A 20696-nucleotide genomic window follows, 5' to 3' on the forward strand; every position below is an offset into this window, starting at 1 on the left:
CATTAGAGATTTATAAATAAACCACTTTCATAGTGCCATCGTGAGCGGTTCTTCAGAGGCTGGGAGAGTGCATCATGTTCACGGTGCTGGAATGCGTTGCCGTCCAACACGATCGGGAGATCGTGCTTCTTGCGGCATTGATCTGTCTGCTGGGAATGCTCGCCTTTTTTCACCTCTTGTTGCGCGCTGAGGAAAGTCCTTCCGGCCGAAAGCCCTATTGGGTCCTGGTTGCCGCCTTTGCGGCGGGGCTCAGCGTCTGGGCCACTCATTTCGTGGCCATGCTCGCCTATAAGGGCACTGTTCCCATCGGTTTCGATTTTTCCTTCACCGCTCTCTCGGCCGTTCTTGCCGTACTCGGCTTCTGGCTGGCGCTCAATGCCCGCACGCAGGCAATCTACGGCCCGGTGATTTCTGCCACCCTGCTGACGCTGTCCGTTGCCGTCATGCATTTCGTCGGAATGGCGGGAATCGATGTCGCCGCCACGGTCAGCTACGAATGGGGGGCTGTTCTTGGCGGTTTTGCCGTCGCCTGGGCGTCTTTTCTTCTGTCCTCCTGGCTGTTTCACCGCCTCGGCTCCTGGAAGCGCATCGTTTTTCCCGCCGCAGCGTCGATCCTTGCAATCTGCGCGCTGCATTTCACTGCGGTGTCGGCCACCGTTCTTTCGCCCGACCCGTCCATTTCCGGACCAGACCCCGACAATCTCGGCCGGCTGATCATGATCGGCGCGGTTTCCGGCGTGACATTCCTGATCCTTTCCGCAACGGCGACTGCGGCGCTCGTGGACCGGTATCTCGTCGACCTCAAGGGTCTCGTCGACGCGACACTGGACGGCCTTGCGGTCGTGCGCGATGGCCGCATCGTCGAGCTGAATACGCGTTTCGCAGGCCTGCTGGGGCGCGATGAAACGTCGCTGGTTGGAAAGAATCCTGATGAACTTTTCCGAGCCACGGATGGGCAACCCGTCTATGTACCCCGTAATGCGCCCGTAGAGGCCATACGTGAGCGCGCCGACCGCGCGCAGGTGTTCGAACTCGCCGTGCGCACCATCGAATACCGAGGTCGTCCCTGCGAGGTCATGGCAATCCGCGACCTGACGGAGAAGCGTGAGGCGCAGCGGGAGATCGAATATCTTGCCCGCCACGATGTGCTGACCGGCCTTTCCAATCGCACCATGTTCCAGACGCGGCTGCGCCAGCAGATCGAACATTGCGGCGAGGGCGACGAATTTGCGCTGCTCGCGCTCGATCTCGACCGCTTCAAGGCGGTCAACGATATATTCGGCCACGCCGAAGGCGACAGGGTTCTCAAGAAAGTCGCGGCGATTCTCGATGAATGCGCGAGATCTGGCGATGTGGTCGCCCGGCTCGGTGGTGATGAATTCGTCATTCTGACCGCGCGGCATACCAAGGCGGAAGAAGCGCGCCTGCTTGCCGAGACGATCCTCGCCATGTTCGCCCTGAAAATGAATGCCGCCAATGATCCGACCGCCGTCGGTGTCAGCATCGGTATTGCCGTCTTTCCACGCGACGGAAAAGACGACGAAAGCATCCTGCATGCCGCCGATCTCGCGCTTTATCGGGCCAAGATGGGCGGCCGTGGCATATTGGCCTTTTATGACCCACTGATGGATCAGGAGGCGCGCGAGCGTCGCCAGCTCGAGACGGATCTGAGGCTGGCAATCAATCGTGATGAGCTCGTGCTGAATTACCAGCCGGTCCTTTCCGTCGAATGCGGTGAGGTCGTCGGTTATGAGGCGCTGGTGCGCTGGCAGCATCCCACAAGAGGCGTGGTGCCTCCGGACGTGTTCATCCCGATCGCCGAGGAAAGTGGTATCATCATCTCGCTCGGCGAATGGGTGCTGCGCGAGGCCTGCCGTCAGGCGAACACCTGGGCGCCGCATCTGAAAATCGCGGTCAATGTGTCGCCGCTGCAATTTTCCCTGGCCAATCTGGGCCATGTCGTCTGCACCATCCTGATGCAGACCGGCCTTTCGCCCAACCGGCTGGAACTGGAGATCACCGAAGCTGCCCTGCTGAAAGACCGAAAGGCGACGCTGACAATTCTGACCCAGCTCAAAGCGCTTGGCGTTGCCATTGTCATGGATGATTTCGGTACGGGTTATTCTTCGCTCAGCAACCTGCAGAGCTTCCCTTTCGACAAGATCAAGATCGATCGCAGCTTCATTGCCGCCATGAGCGATGACAACAATGCCCGTGCCATCGTGCGCGCGGTTATCGGCCTTGGCCGCAGCCTCGATCTGCCGGTAACGGCGGAAGGAATCGAAACCGATGCGCAATATCGCATGGTCGTCGATGAAGGATGCGCGCAGGCTCAGGGCTATCTCTTTGGCAAGCCGGATGTGGCGCCGGCACAGGCCGCGGGTACAACCACGCGGAAGAAATATACTGTTTGAGGAAGGCGCGGCAGCGCGTGGGGCGCGCTGCCGGCCATCTCCATGTCGGCCTCCACGCTCGGCCATTCATCCTCCCAGCCTGATTTCATGGAACGAGAGCCTGCGCAGATCGTTAGGGTTGCGTGTGGCGCGCCGTGTTGTCGCTGCCACTTCCGGCGCCGGACAACCGCTCGGACAAAGCTGTCGGATCAGCTTTTCCCGGGCCGCGCGCGACGAATGGACACCTTTTATTGGGAGAGCCCGCAATGACAGACCGCCTCGAGCCCCAGGATCCGCGCAGCCAGTATCCGCGCCCGCCTTTTTCCACGCCGGAGCAGGAGATGCCGGGTCTCGTGACCAACTTGACGCCCCTGCCGGATCATGGGGAGAAGAGCTACAGGGGCTCGGGAAAACTTGCCGGTCGCAAGGCGCTGATAACGGGCGGCGATTCCGGCATCGGCCGTGCGGTGGCAATAGCTTTCGCACGAGAAGGAGCGGATGTCGCGATCTCCTACCTTCCTGAAGAGGAATCCGACGCAGAGGAGGTGGTCGCGCTCATCGAGGCAGAGGGCCGTCTGGCGGTGGCGTTACCCGGCGACATTACCGATGAAGGGTGGTGTCGCGAACTGGTCGAAAAAGCGGCTGGCGATCTGAACGGCCTGGATATTCTGGTAATCAATGCCGCAAGACAGCAATATCGCGAGAATATCGAGGAGCTGTCGACCGAAGATTTCGACCGCACGATGAAGACCAATCTCTATGCTCTTCACTGGATTGCGCAGGCCGCCGTTCCCCATCTCAAGCCAGGCGCTTCCGTTATAACCACGGCCTCGATACAGGCCTACGAGCCTTCCGCAATCCTCTTGGATTATGCGACCACAAAAGCGGGCATCGTTGCCTACACCAAAGCGCTCGCGAAGCAGCTGATAGACAAGGGTGTGCGCGCCAACGCTGTCGCACCGGGCCCGTTCTGGACGGCGCTGCAACCGAGCGGCGGCCAGCCCACCGAAAAGGTGCGCAATTTTGGCAAGGATAGCGATTTTGGCCGCCCCGGCCAGCCGGTGGAGCTTGCGCCGGTCTATGTCCTGCTCGCATCGCAGGACGGCAGTTTTATCAATGGCGAGGTTTACGGCGTGACCGGCGGCAAGGGTATTGCCTGAGGCAATGACTTTGTCGCCAGCTGGCTGGTCGAGGAGCAGACATGAAAAGGCACGAACGACGTTCACAAACGGACGCAAAACCCTTCGATGTACGCGACCGGCTGATATTGGCCCTTTACGCGCAGCTGAAGGCGGAAAGGCAGACGAGAGAGGCCATGGAATGGGTCATTCGCAATGGCGGCCTTTCCCCTGAAGTGCTGGAAGCCATGGCCTCCGACCCTGTCCCGGTTCTTGCGGAAGCGGACGTTCCTGCCATCGAGCGCATTCTTGCCGCAGACCGGAATGGGGGCCGCTCGTCGCGTAACGACAATCATGGGCGGGCATCATGAACAGGAGGGCGAGCTGGAAAGGCCATCTAGTCTTTGGCGATTTGAATTGTGAAATCGGTCTTTATTCCGCGCTGACCTCGTCGGAGAAAATTTCGTTCAACATCGTCAACCGCAACACGGGCCACCGCGTGGAGCGGCAATATGTCGATAGTGATACCGGCGAGGCGGTCGACCGGGACGAGCAGGTCAAGGGCTACGAACGCGATAATGGTGATTACATCGTCATCGAGGGTGACGAAATCTCAAAGCTGATGCCGGAAAATGACAAGGTTATCCGTATCCGGCACTTCCTCCAGTGCGATGACATAGACAAGCTTTATTTCGACAAATCCTATTATCTAGCGCCCACACAGGAAGGTGGCGAGGAGGCGCTGACGCTTCTTGCCAGAGCGATGGAAGACGAAAATGTTGCTGCTCTTGGAGAGGCCGTGATGTTCCGTCGCAACCGCGTGGTCCTCATCCGCCCGAGCGGCAGGGCGCTCGTCGCAACTACGCTGAACTTCGGTTACGAGGTGCGGGCAGAGAACACCGTCTTCAAATCCATCCCGGACATCGAGTTCGATGACGAAATGCTGGAACTTGCCGGTCATATCATCGAAACGCGGGCCGGCACCTTCGATCCCTCCGATTATAGCGACCGTTACAACGATGCACTTGCGGAGTTGGTGAAAGCCAAGATTGAAGGCCGGGAAATCCGCAAGCGGGCGCCGCAGAAACATGACAATGTGATTGATCTCAAGGAGGCGCTTCGTCGCAGCGCAAGGGAAGACGCTGGAAAAAAAGCGAAGCCGTCAGGCCGCAAGACGTCGCGGAAAGCGAGCTGATCCATGGATTGCAGACCGATAACGCCAAAGGCAGCTTCGATAAGACCCTGAGCCCAAAAGGACGAAGGATAAGCCTGCTCAAGAAATTGAACGCGAGGAGAAGGCCGTGAACGACACCAGGCCGCCGCAGTCTGCCATCCAGTTCACTCACCCGGACCGCCTTTACTGGCCGGATGACGGCGTGACGAAGGAAGGTCTTGCCGATTATTATGCCCAGGTCTGGAAGCAGATGGCGCCCTTCGTGGTCAACAGGCCGCTGGCGCTGCTGCGCTGCCCGGAGGGTATAGAAGGGCAGCGGTTTTTCCAGAAACACGCCTGGCGCGGCATCAACAAGGCCATAGAACAGATCAGGGATCCAAAGGACAAGGCCGGTGAACCCCTGATCCGCATCACCGATCTTGACGGCATAATGGCGCTCGTGCAGTCTGCGGCGCTTGAAATCCACCCGTGGGGAGCAACCACCGCGAGCTGGGAAAAGCCGGATATGATCACCATGGATATAGATCCCGCCGAGGATGTCTCGTGGGAGGATGTGATAGAGGCGGCGTTCGAACTGAAGCAGCGTTTTGAAGCGGCGGGTCTGGCAGCTTTCGTCAAGACATCAGGCGGCAAGGGGCTTCATGTGGTTGCCCCGCTGAAGCCGCAGGCGGGCTGGACGGTAGTCAAGGCATTTGCCAAAGCCATGGCCGCAGACATGTCGACGGCCGAGCCGGACAGGTATCTCTCGGTCGCAACCAAGGCAAAACGCAAAGGCCGAATTTTCATCGACTATCTGCGCAACGGTCGCGGCAATACCGCGGTGGCGCCTTATTCGACCCGGGCGCGGCCGGGTGCACCGGTCTCCGCCCTCCTCGAATGGTCCGAACTCACGGCCGATATCGGTCCTGCCCACTTCACGGTCAACAACATCGGGGCACGCCTTTCCGCACGGAAGAATGATCCCTGGGAGGGCTTTTTTGCCGCCGCGGAAGTTTTGCCGAAAAAGGGCGCGCTAAGACCGCGTCTCAGCGCTTCTTTTCGGCCGCGATGCTTTTCTTCAAAGCGTCCATAATGTTGATGACGTTGCCGCCGGTTCGGGCCTTGGTGCCGGCCTTCTTGTTCGAGGCAGGCGCTTCATTGCCTTTGCTCTTGAGCAGCGACTTGATCTTTTTCTGGATCGGGTCCTGAACCAACGTTGGTTTCCACTCCGTCATCTGGCTGGAAATGCGTTTTTCCATGGCCTGCAGTAGCGGCTTTTCAAGTTTCATCTTCGAGTCGAGAGCGTCGATGCTTTCGCGCACCTCCTCGCCGTAGTGCAATGTCCACAGGATGATGCCCTTACCGGAAGGTTCCAGCAGCACGGCCCGTTCCCGCCGGTAGAGCACAAGCCGGGCAATGCCGAAAACGCCGTTTGCCGTCATGGCCTCGCGAATGACGCTGAAGGCTTCGGCGCCGATCTTGTCTTCCGGGCGAAGAAAGTGCGGTCGGTCGTACCAGATCCAGTCTATGGAGCCTTTTGGCACGAAGGTCTTGATATCGATGGTGCGGGTACTTTCGAGCGCCACCGCATCGATCTCGTCATCCTCAAGCAGCACATAATCGTCCTCGCCACGGGGAAAACCCTTCACCTGGTCTTTCGCCGCAACGGGGCGATGGGTGACGCTGTCGACATAACGGCTTTCGACGCGATTGCCGGTCTTGCGATTGAGAACGTGGAAGCGGTATTTGTTGCCTTCTGTCGTTGCAGGTGTCAGCGATACGGAGGCCGTCACCAGCGAGAGCTTCAGATAACCCTTCCAGAAAACCTGACGTGCCATTTCCCGCGATCCGCTTGCCCGTTGATCTCCCGGATCAAACCGCCACGGTGTGGTTTTTGTTCCGGGAGGGGCCGATGGGGCAGGGAGTCAGCCGAACAGCGACGTCAGCCAGTAAACGGAAGCGGAAATCAGTGCCGCGGCCGGCATGGTCACGATCCAGGCGATGACGATGTTGCCGGCCAGTCCCCAACGCACCGCGGAGACGCGCCGTGCGGCCCCGACGCCGACGATGGCACCGGTGATGGTATGCGTGGTGGAGACCGGGATGCCGAGCCACGTGGCGCCGAACAGGGTCAATGCGCCGCCGGTTTCAGCGCAGAAACCCTGCATTGGGTTGAGCCGCGTGATCTTTGAACCCATCGTATGCACGATGCGCCAGCCGCCGAACAAGGTGCCGAGCGCCATGGCGGACTGGCAGGAAATCACCACCCAGAAAGGCACGTAGAAACTCTCCCCGAGATGTCCCTGGCTGAACAGCAGCACGGCGATGATGCCCATGGTCTTCTGCGCGTCATTGCCGCCATGGCCCAGCGAATATAGCGAGGCGGAGATGAACTGCATGACGCGGAAGGTGCGATCGACTGCAAAGGGCGTCTGCCGCACGAAAAGCCACGATACCGCAAGCACCAGAAGCAGCGCGAGGAAAAAGCCGATAGCCGGTGACATGAAGATTGCGCCGACTGTCTTCAGCAGCCCCGACCAGACGATGGAATTGAAGCCGACCTTTGCCAGACCTGCGCCAACGAGGCCGCCGATCAAGGCGTGCGACGAACTGGAGGGGATGCCGAAAATCCAGGTGACGATGTTCCAGACGATCGCGCCGATCAGTGCCGCGAAAATCACCTGCGGAGATACGATGGCCGGATCGATGATGCCGGTGCCGAGCGTTTCCGCCACATGCAGGCCGAAGAAGAGGAAGGCTATGAAATTGAAGAAGGCCGCCCACGCAACGGCATATTGCGGCCGCAGCACCCGGGTGGAAACGATCGTGGCAATGGAATTTGCGGCGTCGTGAAGACCGTTCAGAAAATCGAAGAACAGCGCAATGGCGATGAGGCCGACAAGAAGCGGCAGTGCAAGTGCGACATCCATCAGACGTTCTCGATAACGATGCCGCTGATCTCGTTGGCCACATCCTCGAAGCGGTCAACCACCTTTTCGAGTTCGCCGTAGATCTCGCTGCCGATCATATAGGCCATGGCATTGCCGGCGGCGCCATGGCGGCGGAACAGGTCTTTCAGTCCCTGGTCGTGCAGGTCGTCGGAGCGCCCCTCGACGCGGGTGATCTCTTCGGCGATCGATGACAGGCGCTGGGCATTGGTGCCGACCTTTTCGAGAAGCGGAATGGCCTCTGCGATCAGGCTCGCCGCGCGCACGATCTCATGGCCCATCTCCTTCATCAGCGGGTCGAATTCGCTCTGCTCGAAGAGACGGATGGTTTTGACCGTTTTGTGCATCATGTCGATGGCGTCATCCATGGACTGGATCAGGTCCTTGATATCGCCGCGGTCGAAAGGCGTAATGAAACTGCGTCGCACCGCAAGCAACACGTCGCGGGTGATGTCGTCCGCCTGATGTTCGAGGGCAACGATGAGATCGCAGTTCTTTTCGACATCGACGCCGCTCAACAGGCTGTCCAGGGCTTCGGCCGCTTTGATGACGGTTTCGGAATGTTTGCTGAACAGGTCGAAGAAACGATCCTCGCGCGGCATCAGTTTGCGGAAAAAGCTCATCATGCGAATTGGCCCTCAGTGGCGCTTTTAATGTTGTGGGGGGTAATTGTCATAAAACTGTCATAAATGCACGCGGGGCATTGATGCAACCCGGAAAATCAGCACTATCAACGGATATGAAATCGACGAAAAAAAGCCGGAAATCCCGCCCGGCCCGCCCCCTGACATTGCTTCAGCAGCTTGCTGCGGTTCCGGAAAAGCTCTTCACAGGCGCTTTCCGGCAGCAATATGCTGCGCTGTGCTTTAGATATGGCGGGGGCGATGACAATGTCGAAATCCTGCTCGTTACCTCACGCACCAGCGGTCGCTGGATCATTCCGCGCGGCTGGCCGATGAAGCGCAAGAAGCCCCATGAGGCCGCGGCAATTGAGGCTTGGGAGGAGGCCGGTGTCCGTGGCCGGGTCAGAAAGGAAGCGGTCGGCCGCTATACCTATCTCAAGATGCTCGACAATGGCGAAGTCGTCCCCTGCGTCGTGGACGTGTTTCAGATCGAAGTAACGGGCGCGGAAACCAAATTCAAGGAGCGTGGCGAGCGCCTGGTGGAATGGGTTCGCCCGGACGAGGCCGCAAGAAGGGTCAGGGATATCGAGCTGAAATCGCTGCTGGTCGATTTCAAGCCAAAGGGCAAACGGAAGGGCCCGCAAGGCCGAAGCGCATGAAGACCTGAGACCGTAGCCATCAGGATGTGAGGCCGAGCTTCTGAAGACCACAGTCTCGGACGATCTCCGAAATATGAGCGAACTGCGCCGAAAGCGGGTTACTCTTCCGCCACACGATACCGATGGTGCGGGACGGTCGCGGTTCCGCAAGACGGAAGACCGAGACCGTGGACTGCCGTGTCTCCATGTCGACGGCCATTTGTGGAATGAGTGTGACGCCGATGCCGGCGCCGACCATTTGCACCAGCGTGGATAGTGAACTCCCCTCCATCAGCACGCGGGGTGGCGCATTCGTGGTGCTGCAGAAGGATAGCGCCTGATTGCGGAAACAGTGGCCTTCCTCCAGAAGCAGCAGGCGCATTTCGCCCAGCTTGTCGGCGCTCGGCACCGGCATGCCCGCATCCTCCATCGGCCGCACCAGGATGAATTCCTCGGAAAACAGCGGGATTTCCTCCAGCGACGGTTCCGAGACGGGGAGGGCGACGATGGCCATGTCCAGCCGGGCCTCCAGAAGGTCCTCGATCAGTTTTTGCGTCACCGCCTCTCGCGGACGTGCTTCCAGCCCGGGGTAATGTCTCGTAAGCGTCTTGATGACCTGCGGCAGAAGATAGGGAGCAACAGTCGGAATGACGCCAATGCGCAGGCGGCCGCTGAGCGGCCCGTGCCGAGCCCGCGCCAGATCCTGCAGCTCATCGACCGATTGAAGGATCGCGCGGGTGCGGTCGGCAAACTCCTCGCCAAGAGCGGTCAACCTGATCTGCCGGTTGCCTCTTTCGACCAGCGGTGCGCCGATCAGTTCTTCCAGTTCACGGATCTGGAGCGAAAGGGCGGGCTGCGAAATGGCGCAGGCCTCGGCAGCACGCCCGAAATGGCCGATCTTGGCCAGAGCGTCAAAATAGCGGAGATGTTTCATGGAGAGCGCAATCATAAGCTCAGCATATCGCACCCTTTAGAATATACAATTGGAAATTATGGAACCCGCCTGCTACTCATCATCATGACAGAAAGAGGCTGTAGCTGTGAAAGGCCGTCGGTGTCGCTGCGGTTGGCAGTAACCCTTTGCGAACGCTGATTCATACCGCTGCCCGTGTCGAACTTATTTTGTTTAATTGCTAAACCCATCGGAGGGCGAAATGGACGCAACTTCAAAACCGGCTGGCAAATGTCCCGTCATGCACGGAGGCAATACGGCTTCCGGCAAATCGGTGACCGACTGGTGGCCGAACGCGCTGAACCTCGATATTCTTCACCAGCACGACACCAAGACCAATCCGCTTGGCACCTCCTTCAACTATCGCGAAGCGCTGAAGACGCTTGATGTCGAGGCCCTCAAGGCCGATCTTCGGGCCCTGATGACCGACAGCCAGGACTGGTGGCCGGCTGACTGGGGCAGCTATGTGGGTATGATGGCCCGTGTCACCTGGCATGCCGCCGGCTCTTATCGCGTAACGGACGGCCGCGGCGGCGCCAACACCGGCAACCAGCGTTTTGCGCCGCTGAATTCCTGGCCTGATAACGTCAACACCGACAAGGGCCGCCGCCTGCTGTGGCCAATCAAGAAGAAGTACGGCAACAAGATTTCCTGGGCAGACCTGATCGCGCTCGCCGGCACCATTGCCTACGACGTTGCAGGCCTGAAGACCTTCGGCTTCGCCTTCGGCCGTGAAGACATATGGGCTCCGGAAAAGGACACCTATTGGGGTGATGAAAAGGAATGGCTGGCGCCGAGCGACGGTCGTTACGGCGACGTGACAAAGCCGGAAACGCTGGAAAACCCGCTTGCCGCCGTGCAGATGGGTCTCATATACGTCAATCCCGAAGGCGTGAACGGCAAGTCCGATCCGCTGGCGACGGCCGCGCAGATGCGCGAGACCTTCGCGCGCATGGGCATGAACGACGAGGAAACCGTGGCGCTCACCGCCGGCGGCCACACGATCGGCAAGTCGCACGGCAATGGCAGCGCGGCCAATCTCAGCCCTGATCCCGAAGCCGCAGGCCCGGAATATCAGGGCCTCGGCTGGATCAACACCAAGGGCCGCGGCATCGGTCGTGATACGGTCGTCTCGGGTATTGAAGGCGCGTGGACGAGCCATCCGACCAAGTGGGACAATGGCTTCTTCGACATGCTGTTCAAGCATGAGTGGACGTTGACGCACAGCCCCGCCGGTGCATCGCAATGGGCGCCGATCACCATTGCCGAAGAAGACAAGCCTGTTGACGTCGAGGATGCCTCGATCCGCACCATCCCGATGATGACCGATGCCGACATGGCACTGAAGGTCGATCCGATCTACCGTGAGATTTCGCTGAAGTTCAAGGATGATCAGGATCATTTCTCAGAAGCCTTCGCCCGCGCCTGGTTCAAGCTGACGCACCGTGACATGGGGCCGAAATCCCGGTATTTCGGACCGGACGTTCCCGCAGAAGACCTGATCTGGCAGGACCCGGTGCCTGAAGGCTCCACGAGCTACAATGTGGCTGCCGTACAGGCCAAGATCGCCGCTTCGGGTCTTCCGGTCGCAGATCTGGTTGCCACCGCCTGGGACAGTGCCCGCACCTTCCGCGGTTCGGACAAGCGCGGCGGCGCCAATGGTGCACGTATCCGTCTTGCCCCGCAGAAGGATTGGGAAGGCAACGAGCCCGCCCGTCTTTCCCATGTGCTTTCGGTTCTCGAGCCGATTGCCCGTGAAACCGGTGCGAGCATCGCGGATGTCATCGTTCTGGCCGGCAATTACGGCGTGGAACAGGCCGCGAAAGCGGCCGGCTTCGATATCGCCGTGCCGTTTGCACCGGGCCGCGGCGACGCTTCCGCCGAGCAGACGGATGCTGACAGCTTCGCTCCGCTAGAGCCGCTGGCGGATGGTTTCCGCAACTGGATCAAGAAGGACTATGTTGTCAGCCCCGAAGAACTGCTGCTGGACCGCGCCCAGCTTCTCGGCCTGACTGCGCCGGAACTGACAGTGCTGATCGGCGGCCTGCGCGTCATCGGCGCCAATTATGGCGGTGCGGCACATGGCGTGTTCACTGACAAGCCCGGCGCCCTGACGACCGACTTCTTCACGACGCTGACGGATATGGCCTATTCCTGGGTCCCGACCGGCAACAATCTCTATGAGATTCGTGACCGCAGGACTGGCGTGGCACGATACTCCGCCACTCGTGTCGATCTCGTGATCGGTTCGAACTCGATCCTGCGTGCCTATGCGGAAGTCTACGCACAGGACGACAACAGGGAAAAATTCGTCCGCGACTTCATCGCCGCCTGGACGAAGGTGATGAACGCGGACCGTTTCGATCTTCTGTAACGAGCCTGTTTGCCACTAAGAAGCGCCTCCCTGAGTGATCGGGGAGGCGCTTTTGTCTTCGACTTCTCGTAGGTCGGCTTGGCGCCCTCACACGCGTTGCGCAAATGTGCTGGACGCGGCGGCGGCTCACCGACGGTCGGAAGACGGCACCGGACGCTCCGGGGATGATTTCTCCGCCCCCTGCGACGGGGTTCTGCCGCTCTTTTCATTCTCGTGGGCATCCGGTCCGGCGACGATGACGCCGCGGCCCTGTTCCTCGCGCTTCTTCTCTGCGAAGTCGCCGGGTTCCTTGTTGCGGTCCATGAATAATCTCCCTCGTTTGGTTCCTGTCAGGAATTCAACGGTCGTCCCGGGCAGAGGTTCCAGCCATTTGGGGGGAGAATGTTTCTATTCATAATGAACTTTGCTATTAACATGAATAGATAAGTCATGTTATGGCGGCGTGCAGGGTGATCGCCACGACTGCCCTGTGCCACGTTTGTTTCCACGCCTCGGCCTCGGCTCGACAACCGGACGGTAATTGCATTGGGTTTCTGGCATTCCATGACCTGGTACACGGAAGGGATCAGCGTCACCGCGCCGGTCAAGTGGCGCCAGTTCGACGGGCTGGTCAGCGCTTTCTGGGAGGCGGAGAGCCAAGTGGGGGCGAAAGGGTATTATCTCGCCGCCGATCCGCGCATCATGATTTTCTTCAACGACGTCTCGTCACGGATCCGCATATCAAATCGCGACGGCGAGCTTTCGCAGCATTCGCGGCCGATGACGCGGGCGGTTTACGTGCCGGCAGGCGTGCCCATGTGGACGGGCAGCAACGCCGCGCATCGTTTTTCCCATCTCAACCTGCATATCCACAAGGACCGGCTTCTCCGCTTCCTGTCCCCGGCGGTCGGCGGTTCGGCGGCCATGACCGCGTTACGCCGTCCGGTCGAGATACAGGATATCGGCGGCGTGGAAACCCTGGCGGGCCTGCTGGTGGATGAACTGGCCGAGCCGCAGAAACATCCGCTTTATGCCGAAAGCCTCGTCGGCAGTATTGTTGCCGGCTTGCTGGATATTCCCGGACCAACGCCCGAGCAGGCCAATGGCAGGTTGACGCAGGCGCAGATGAACCGGTTACTCGCCCGCGTGGAAAAGCGCGGTGATGACCGTATGACGGTCGCCGAGATGGCCGATATTGTCGGGCTGTCGGAAAGCTGGTTCGCCACGGTGTTTCGCCAGACAACCGGCAAAACACCTCTGCAATGGCAACTTGAGCGGCGTATCGATGCCGCACAGAAACTTCTGCTGGAAGGCGATCTGACGGTGGCCGATATTGCTGCCCAGCTCGGTTTTTCCGATCAGGCTCATCTCACCAAGGCTTTCCGTCAGTCCGTGGGTAACACGCCTGCTGCCTGGCGACGTCTGCACAGGCTGCTTTGAAAAGGCGGGATTTGCGTCCTGATGCGTAGAACGTGGTGGGCGACCGCCTGTTTGAATCTCGGGCAAGCCAGAGCATGACATCGTGCATCAGGAAATATCCACAATATATTGAAATTTTGGATATCTTACATCACCATGTCTTGCGCAGGGTAACCGAAAACGCCCTGCCTGGATTGTAGAAGTCTGCTCCGAACCCGCCATAAGAAACGTGTTTTTCGTTGAAAAGGTTGGAGACATTGACATCCAGCGAGGCGGTTTCCTGGATCTTGTAGCTGAATGCCGCATCCACGGTCACACTGCTTCCGGTTTCGACCTTGTCGGCGTTGTCGAAATAATAGGCGCCGGTATAGCGGCCGCCGAGACCGAACGTCATGTCACCGAAATGGTCGTTGCCCGCAAGCGTATAGTTGACCCATAGTGAGGCCTGATGTTCGGGCACAAACTGCGGCCTGTTGCCGACATTGCCGCCAGTGCCGTTTTCGGTGATTTCCGCATCGAGATAGGAATAGGCTGCCGTCAGGCTGAGACTGTCTGTGACCTCAGCCTTGGCCTCGAGGTCAAGACCACGCACACGCACCTCGCCGATCGTTGTGGGCAGGCTGGTGATCGGGCTTGTGACGGTGATGTTGTTCTTTTTCAGATCGTAGATCGAGGCAGTGAAAAGAGCCGGGAAAGCGTCCGGCCGGTACTTCACGCCGAGTTCGATCTGTTCGCCGCGCTCCGGCTCGACGGTGAGACCGGACGCGGGCACTACCGATTCAGCATAGCTGATATAGGGCGCGATCTCGTTGGTTATCTTGTAGGACACACCAATGCGCTTCGTGAGTTCGCTGATGTCGCCGCTCGCCGTCGTGCGGTTCAGCCGGTTTGTCTGGTCGGTGTCGATCCAGTCGTTTCTAAGGCCGGCGCTGATGGTGAGCCTGTCGAAGAAGGTCAGGTCCTGCTGCAGATAGAGCGCTCTTGTCTTCTGGTCCGTCAGGGAGTCCGCATAGAGCGGCACGGAAGAGGGCGCGCCGGTATAGATCGGGTTCATCCAGTTGATGCTCGGTGCAGCGCCAAAGTAGCTTTTGCTGCCGGAGGTGTAGTCATTGTAGAAAACACCGACCAGGCTGCGGCTTTCGACGTTGTCGAACCGCGTGTCATATTGCAGGCGCGTGTCGATCAGGAAGTTTTCGGTCTCGGTGTCGTTGCCGAAATAAGAACGATTGGCGATGGTCGAACCGTTGGTCGGCGTCGACGATATATAGGCATAACCGAAGTCCGTATTCGCCTTGCTGTAGCGGGCGTTGGAACTCAGGGTCAGGCCGGATCCAAAATCGTGATCGAACATCACGCTCAGCGAGTTGCGGTTCGTGCCGCGATAGTTGTAGTCGGGTTCTCCGAAGAAGCGGCTCCGGTCGAAATGCGAGCCGACGGGATGGCCGCCGCCACCGGGAACGCCATCCTTGTTAAGGTGGTCGTAAACGACAGTCAGGCTGGTGGCGTCGGTCGGACGCCAGGTAAGACCGCCCATGAAGAATTTCTCGTCGTCGCGGGAATAGTCATATTCCGCATCGGCGTTGCGAAGCTTGCCGGTCAGACGATAGGACAGAGTGTCGTCCCCGGTGATGTTGTCGCCGAAATCGAAGCCGGTCTCGGCGCGGCCATAAGAACCGCCGGTCACATAGGCTTCGCCGAAGCGCGCATGTTTTGGCACTTTCGTGGCGTAATTTACCGAACCGCCGGGGTCCGAAACGCCGAAGGTGGTAGAATTGCCGCCCTTTATCACTTCGACGCGCTCATAGGCATAGGTTTCTTCGCGCAGCGCGCCGAAGGGGCGGCCGAGCGTCAAGCCGTCGCGGTACATGTAAGCGTCGAAACCGCGAATCTTGAAATAGTCGAAACGGTCGTCGGAGCCGTAAAAATCCGTGGTGACGCCGGCGGTGTATTGCAGTGCTTCTTCTACCGTCTGCACGCCGCGCTGCTGCATTTCCTTGGCGGTGATGACAGAGACAGAGGCAGGTGTGTCGAGAATATCGGTCGCCATCTTGCTGCCGCTCGTCGTGCGGGTGGCGACGATCGATTTCTGATCATTGTCACCGCTGTCGATGGTGATGGTCTCCAGAACCGTGCTGCCGCCCGCGTTGGCAGCCTCCTGCGCCACGAGAAGGCCGGGCATGGATGCGGCAAGCGCCGTGCAGGTCAGCAGGGCCGCTTTCCCGTGGAGACGTCGCGCGGTTTTGCGGTTTCTGCCTTGGATTTCGATATTCATTGGTAGGTTCCAGAAATTAATGCCCCGATCGCCGTTTTCACGGACCACTCTCGATGCGCCCAATAACTTGAGAATGTTTGTCCGGTATTGTAGATTTTTGCGGTTTTGTACAAAACCCCGGAAATTTCACCGCTGTTGCGGAACGATTTCCTCACCGGACTTGACGGGGGCAATTGAAGCTGAGAATTCAAGTCCACTTTTGAACTTTGAAAGCCTCGCTCATGCCCCGCCTGTTTTGTGGTCTTCTACCGGTCTTCGTGTTTTTTCTGTCCGTGATCGCACAGAATACAGCTGTGGCGGAGGAGACGGCACCCTATCCCGTCACCATCAAACATGCTTTCGGCACGACGACGATTGCGAAGAAGCCCGAGCGGGTCGCCACTGTCGCCTGGGCCAACCATGAGGTGCCGCTGGCGCTCGGCATCGTGCCCGTCGGCTTTGCCGCCGCCAACTTCGGCGATGATGACGGTGACGGGCTGCTGCCCTGGGTGGCGAAGCGGCTATCTGAGCTCGACGCGCCAAAGCCTGTGCTGTTCGACGAGGGTGACGGCATCGATTTCGAGGCTGTGGCGGCAACGCAGCCGGATGTCATCCTCGCGGCCTATTCCGGCCTCAGCCAGTCGGATTACGACACGCTCAGCCAGATCGCGCCGGTGGTCGCTTATCCTGTCTCGCCATGGGCGACGGACTGGCGCGACATGATCCGGCTGAATAGCGCCGGTCTTGGAATGGCCGCAGAAGGGGAGGCGCTCATCAGGCGCATCGAGGGTGAAATAGCCGAGGTCGTTGCCGGCCACCCGCAACTGAAGGGCAAGTCGGCCATGTTTGTCACCCATCTCGACGCCACAAATCTCAGCGTTGTCAATTTCTATACGGCCAATGATACCAGAGTGAAGTTCTTCAAAGATCTTGGCCTTGCGTCCCCCAAAAGCGTCGCGGAGGCAACGAGGCCTGGGCAATTCGCTGCCGGTATCAGCGCCGAGCGCGTCGATGCCTTCGACGATGTCGATATCATCGTGACCTATGGTAGCGAGCCGCTGCTGAATGCCATGCGCGCTGATCCGCTTCTCGCCCGGATGCCCGCCGTCTCAAACGATGCTGTCGTTATGCTGGGGCGCGATCCGCTTGGCACGGCTTCTAATCCAACGCCTCTGTCGATTTCATGGGTGTTGAAGGACTATGCCGATCTCCTGGCAAGGGCCGCCGGTAAGTCTGGGAAATCACAGTGACAATGTCCGGATCCGGCAAAGCGGCTGCCGTGCCACTGGCGGGGCGCTCGAACCGCGTGCGGATGGCGTGGCTTGGCGCGGTGCTGGCGCTTCTCGGGCTGCTATGCGCGTTGTCGGTCGCCATCGGCACGCGTGACGTCCTATTTGCGGATATTCTTGGTGGGCTGAGTGGCCGTGTCGAAACGGTTGCAGAAGCGGCGGTTGCTGTGCGCCTGCCGCGCACCGTGCTTGCGCTTATAGCCGGTGCCGCGCTGGGGCTGGCCGGCGCGATCATGCAGGGGGTCACGCGCAACCCGCTTGCTGATCCCGGTATTCTCGGCGTGAACATGGGGGCGTCGCTTGCCGTTGTCATCGGCATCGTCTGGTTCGGCATCGCTTCGGCTCAGGCCTTCATCGTCACGGCAATTGCCGGGGCGGGCGCATCCGCGATCTTCGTTTATGTTGTCGGTTCGCTCGGGCGAGGCGGGGCCACGCCGCTGAAACTCGCACTTGCGGGTGCCGCCACCTCCGTCGCCTTCTCGTCGCTCGTCATCGCTGTGGTGTTGCCGCGCAGCGATATCGCCGGCGGTGTCCGTGCCTGGCAGATCGGTGGCGTCGGCGGGGCGACCTTCGAACGTATCGAGACCGTATTGCCCTTTCTGGCTGCCGGTTTCGTCATAAGCCTGCTTTCGGCGCGGAAGTTGAATTCGCTGGCGCTTGGCAACGAGCTGGCCGCCGGCCTTGGAGAAAACGTTGCCGTCGCCAGAGCCATGGCATCCTTGGGCGCCATTCTTCTGTGCGGCGCTGCCACTGCCATTTGTGGCCCGATCGGTTTTGTCGGTCTGGTGGTGCCTCACCTCTGCCGCTCGCTGGTCGGGGTGGACAATCGCTGGCTCCTCCCGTTTTCTGCACTTGGAGGCGCCTGCCTGCTGCTGGCCGCCGATATTGTCGGCCGCATCGTCGCGCGGCCCTCCGAACTCGATGTCGGTATCGTCACGGCGCTGGTCGGCGCGCCCTTTTTCATCTGGATCGTCAGACGGCAGAGGGTGCGTGAGCTGTGAGCATGTTCCCGTCACTCGTCGAAACGCTGGGTTTCAACCGCCATCTTCGGCAAGGCCGGCGCCGTGTCGTCATCTTTTGCCTGCTGACGCTTCTCGTCGCGGCTTTTGGGCTTACGCTGACGCTCGGCCAATCATTCACCCCGCCCGGTCAGGTGATCCGCGTGCTCCTTGGCGAGGACATCGCCGGCGTCAGCTTTACCGTCGGACAATTGCGCCTGCCACGCGCGCTGCTCTCGGTGCTGGCGGGGCTGAGCTTCGGGCTTGGCGGCGTCGCCTTTCAGATCATGTTACGCAACCCGCTTGCCAGCCCCGACATTATCGGCATCAGCTCCGGCGCCAGCGCCGCCGCCGTCTTTGCCATCGTCGTATTGCAGATGAACGGACCGCTGGTCTCGGTTGTCGCCGTCGTCGCCGGCCTTGGCATCGCCCTACTGGTCTATCTCCTCTCCTTCCGCAACGGCGTGGCCGGAACGCGTCTGATCCTTGTCGGCATCGGTGTTTCCGCCATGCTGGAAAGCATCATCGCCTATATTCTCTCCGTCGCGCCAGCCTGGACATTGCAGGAGGCGATGCGCTGGCTGACCGGCAGTGTCAATGGCGCCAAACTTGCCCAGACACTGCCGCTTGCCATCGCGCTGGTTTTCTTCGGCGGCCTGCTTCTCAGCCGTGGACGGGATCTCGAGACGCTCAGGCTCGGTGATGATGCCGCCGCGGCACTCGGCGTTCGGGTCGGGGCAACACGCATCATCGTCATCGTCGCAGCCGTTGGCATGATCGCCTTTGCTACGGCCGTCTCGGGGCCGATCGCCTTCGTTGCGTTCCTGTCCGGACCAATTACAGCGCGTATCGTCGGCAGCAATGGATCGCTGCTCCTTCCCGCCGCGCTGGTCGGGGCGGTGCTGGTGCTGGCGGGTGACTATTGCGGCCAGTTCCTGCTGCCCGGCCGTTACCCGGTCGGCGTCGTCACCGGTGCGCTCGGTGCACCCTATCTGATTTATCTGATCGTGCGGGTCAACCGCAGCGGAGGCTCGTTATGACCGGCCACTCTCTTTCCGTAAGCGGCCTCTCGGCCGGCTATGGCGACAGCCTCATCATAGAAGAGCTGGACCTCACCGTCCCGCGCGGGAAGATCACGGTTATCGTCGGCGCGAATGCCTGCGGCAAGTCCACTCTGCTACGCAGCATGTCGCGGCTCATCACACCGCGCGCCGGTCAGGTCCTGCTCGACGGCAAGTCGATCCATCGCCTGCCTTCCCGGGAACTGGCTCAGCGGATGGGTCTCCTGCCGCAATCGCCGATAGCGCCTGAAGGTATCGTGGTTGCGGATCTCGTCAGCCGCGGGCGACATCCGCATCACGGCCTGTTCGCACGCTGGACACGTGAGGATGACGAAGCGGTTGCCGCAGCACTCGTCGCCACCGACACGGTCGAGCTTGCCGAACGGCCGGTGGATGAATTGTCGGGCGGTCAGCGGCAACGCGTGTGGATCGCCATGGCGCTTGCCCAGCAGACCGACATATTGCTCTTGGATGAGCCGACCACCTTCCTCGATATCAGCCATCAGGTCGAGGTGCTGGACCTTCTCACAGACCTCAACCAGTCGCGTGGGACCACCATCGTCATGGTGTTGCACGATCTCAATCTCGCAGCCCGTTATGCCGATCATCTCGTCGCCATGAGGGGCGGAAAGCTGCATGTCTTCGGCACGCCGGAAGGCGTTTTGACGGAAGAGAATGTCCGCCACGTTTTTGGTATTGAAAGCCGTGTCATCACGGATCCGACATCGGGCAAGCCGATGATGCTGCCGATCGGGCGGCATCGGACCGTCCAGGGGAAATAATAACGTATCTCTTTAAGATACGGTTCTGTTGACTTCTGCGCGTATCTGTTTATGATACGAACATCAAGAGGCAGGCAATGATCCGTTCTTTTAAAAACAAGCTGACTGCTTCGATTGACGACGGATCTGTGAAGAAGGGATTTCCCTCCGATATGCTACGCCGCGCCCAGCAACTGCTCACGGTCCTGGATGCGGCGACCACGGTAGAAGACCTTCGCTCACCGCCCGGCAATCGTTTGGAAAAGCTTTCCGGCGACCGTGAGGGACAATATTCGATCCGGATCAACAAGCAGTGGCGTATCTGCTTCGTCTGGACGCAAGCAGGGCCGGAGAACGTGGAAATAACCGACTATCACTAGTCTGGAATTCTCGTGGAAAGGCTCATGACAAATCGGCCAAGGAGGGCCAGCGAGCATGACAATCAGTAAATCGCCTCCGATCCATCCGGGCGAAATCCTGCGGGAACTCTATCTTGAGCCGCTGGGGATGTCGGCATACGCGCTCGCAAGGCACCTCAATGTTCCGCGCACCCGCATAGAACGGATTGCGGGAGAGAAACTTGGTATCACCGCGGACACCGCCTTGCGTCTGGCAAAGTTTTTCAAGACCACCCCGGAATATTGGCTGAACTTGCAGAACGCTTTTGACATTAAGGCGGCTGCAGCGAGGCTGGAAACGGACCTTGCGAATATCAAGGAACTGGAAGCCGCGTAGTTGT

General features: G+C 59.8%; 19 protein-coding genes and 1 pseudogene. 14 read left to right on the top strand and 6 right to left on the bottom strand.

Going from position 1 to position 20696, the window contains the following annotated elements; all coding sequences use genetic code 11:
* Nucleotides 1–74: 74 nt before the first annotated feature.
* The 5 genes and pseudogenes from K7A42_RS06955 to ligD all read left to right on the top strand — a co-directional run.
* On the top strand, nt 75–2414 hold the full coding sequence (locus K7A42_RS06955; RefSeq protein WP_174150473.1) for an EAL domain-containing protein: 2340 nt from the start codon (nt 75–77) through the stop codon (nt 2412–2414).
* 245 nt (nt 2415–2659) lie between these two features.
* On the top strand, nt 2660–3553 hold the full coding sequence (locus K7A42_RS06960; RefSeq protein WP_174150474.1) for an SDR family oxidoreductase: 894 nt from the start codon (nt 2660–2662) through the stop codon (nt 3551–3553).
* A 41-nt stretch (nt 3554–3594) separates the two neighbouring features.
* Nucleotides 3595–3882: a hypothetical protein gene (locus K7A42_RS06965; protein WP_004444758.1), complete on the top strand. Its 288-nt coding sequence runs from the start codon at nt 3595–3597 to the stop codon at nt 3880–3882.
* Nucleotides 3879–4706 carry a Ku protein gene (locus K7A42_RS06970; RefSeq protein ID WP_174150475.1) on the top strand — a complete coding sequence of 276 codons (828 nt, stop codon included), beginning with the start codon at nt 3879–3881 and terminating at the stop codon, nt 4704–4706. The genes K7A42_RS06965 and K7A42_RS06970 overlap by 4 nt, the downstream gene beginning before the upstream one ends.
* A gap of 64 nt (nt 4707–4770) precedes the next feature.
* A pseudogene (gene ligD, locus K7A42_RS06975) lies at nt 4771–5757 on the top strand (non-homologous end-joining DNA ligase); the annotation flags it as partial.
* Here the strand turns inward: ligD and K7A42_RS06980 are convergent.
* From K7A42_RS06980 to K7A42_RS06990, 3 genes are all read right to left on the bottom strand, one after another.
* Nucleotides 5711–6502 carry a Ku protein gene (locus K7A42_RS06980; RefSeq protein WP_142187598.1) on the bottom strand — a complete coding sequence of 264 codons (792 nt, stop codon included), beginning with the start codon at nt 6500–6502 and terminating at the stop codon, nt 5711–5713. The pseudogene ligD and the gene K7A42_RS06980 sit on opposite strands and share 47 nt — an antisense overlap.
* Before the next feature lie 87 nt (nt 6503–6589).
* Nucleotides 6590–7594 (bottom strand): inorganic phosphate transporter, encoded by a 1005-nt coding sequence (locus tag K7A42_RS06985; RefSeq protein WP_004444749.1) that lies wholly within the window; start codon nt 7592–7594, stop codon nt 6590–6592.
* On the bottom strand, nt 7594–8238 hold the full coding sequence (locus K7A42_RS06990; RefSeq protein ID WP_022563805.1) for a DUF47 domain-containing protein: 645 nt from the start codon (nt 8236–8238) through the stop codon (nt 7594–7596). The genes K7A42_RS06985 and K7A42_RS06990 overlap by 1 nt, the downstream gene beginning before the upstream one ends.
* Nucleotides 8239–8351: 113 nt before the next feature.
* On the opposite strand from K7A42_RS06990, the gene K7A42_RS06995 reads away from it, so the two are divergent.
* Nucleotides 8352–8894 carry an NUDIX hydrolase gene (locus tag K7A42_RS06995; RefSeq protein ID WP_064264130.1) on the top strand — a complete coding sequence of 181 codons (543 nt, stop codon included), beginning with the start codon at nt 8352–8354 and terminating at the stop codon, nt 8892–8894.
* 19 nt (nt 8895–8913) lie between these two features.
* Here K7A42_RS06995 and K7A42_RS07000 read toward each other — a convergent pair whose 3' ends face one another.
* Complete coding sequence (locus K7A42_RS07000) at nt 8914–9822, bottom strand: hydrogen peroxide-inducible genes activator (RefSeq protein WP_037092575.1); 909 nt, start codon at nt 9820–9822, stop codon at nt 8914–8916.
* 205 nt (nt 9823–10027) lie between these two features.
* On the opposite strand from K7A42_RS07000, the gene katG reads away from it, so the two are divergent.
* Nucleotides 10028–12199: a catalase/peroxidase HPI gene (katG, locus tag K7A42_RS07005; protein ID WP_112552761.1), complete on the top strand. Its 2172-nt coding sequence runs from the start codon at nt 10028–10030 to the stop codon at nt 12197–12199.
* A gap of 126 nt (nt 12200–12325) precedes the next feature.
* Here katG and K7A42_RS07010 read toward each other — a convergent pair whose 3' ends face one another.
* A complete protein-coding gene (locus K7A42_RS07010; protein WP_004444725.1) occupies nt 12326–12502 on the bottom strand; it encodes a hypothetical protein in 177 nt (58 codons plus the stop codon).
* Between the two features lie 222 nt (nt 12503–12724).
* Between K7A42_RS07010 and K7A42_RS07015 the strand changes: the two genes are divergently transcribed.
* Entirely contained in the window at nt 12725–13618 is an 894-nt protein-coding gene (locus tag K7A42_RS07015; protein WP_202048944.1) for a helix-turn-helix domain-containing protein, read from the top strand.
* A 130-nt stretch (nt 13619–13748) separates the two neighbouring features.
* Here the strand turns inward: K7A42_RS07015 and K7A42_RS07020 are convergent, their stop codons facing one another.
* Nucleotides 13749–15869: a TonB-dependent siderophore receptor gene (locus tag K7A42_RS07020; RefSeq protein ID WP_174150459.1), complete on the bottom strand. Its 2121-nt coding sequence runs from the start codon at nt 15867–15869 to the stop codon at nt 13749–13751.
* Between the two features lie 221 nt (nt 15870–16090).
* Between K7A42_RS07020 and K7A42_RS07025 the strand changes: the two genes are divergently transcribed.
* The 6 genes from K7A42_RS07025 to K7A42_RS07050 all read left to right on the top strand — a co-directional run bounded on the left by K7A42_RS07025 (nt 16091) and on the right by K7A42_RS07050 (nt 20692).
* A complete protein-coding gene (locus K7A42_RS07025) occupies nt 16091–17098 on the top strand; it encodes an iron-siderophore ABC transporter substrate-binding protein (RefSeq protein ID WP_022563812.1) in 1008 nt (335 codons plus the stop codon).
* A 2-nt stretch (nt 17099–17100) separates the two neighbouring features.
* The gene (locus K7A42_RS07030; RefSeq protein WP_202048950.1) at nt 17101–18138 is read left to right on the top strand and encodes a FecCD family ABC transporter permease; all 1038 of its coding nucleotides are present in this window, start codon (nt 17101–17103) and stop codon (nt 18136–18138) included.
* Nucleotides 18139–18140: 2 nt separating this feature from the next.
* Complete coding sequence (locus tag K7A42_RS07035; protein ID WP_174150458.1) at nt 18141–19175, top strand: FecCD family ABC transporter permease; 1035 nt, start codon at nt 18141–18143, stop codon at nt 19173–19175.
* Nucleotides 19172–19978, top strand: a complete 807-nt coding sequence (locus K7A42_RS07040) for an ABC transporter ATP-binding protein (protein ID WP_172873836.1) — start codon at nt 19172–19174, stop codon at nt 19976–19978. Before K7A42_RS07035 ends, K7A42_RS07040 begins: the two co-directional genes overlap by 4 nt.
* A gap of 77 nt (nt 19979–20055) precedes the next feature.
* Entirely contained in the window at nt 20056–20337 is a 282-nt protein-coding gene (locus tag K7A42_RS07045) for a type II toxin-antitoxin system RelE/ParE family toxin (protein ID WP_045533913.1), read from the top strand.
* 55 nt (nt 20338–20392) lie between these two features.
* Complete coding sequence (locus K7A42_RS07050) at nt 20393–20692, top strand: HigA family addiction module antitoxin (protein WP_004444714.1); 300 nt, start codon at nt 20393–20395, stop codon at nt 20690–20692.
* Nucleotides 20693–20696: the final 4 nt, after the last annotated feature.

This window comes from Agrobacterium sp. InxBP2, from assembly GCF_026191755.1.
In the GTDB taxonomy this organism is placed as follows: Bacteria; Pseudomonadota; Alphaproteobacteria; order Rhizobiales; family Rhizobiaceae; genus Agrobacterium; species Agrobacterium pusense.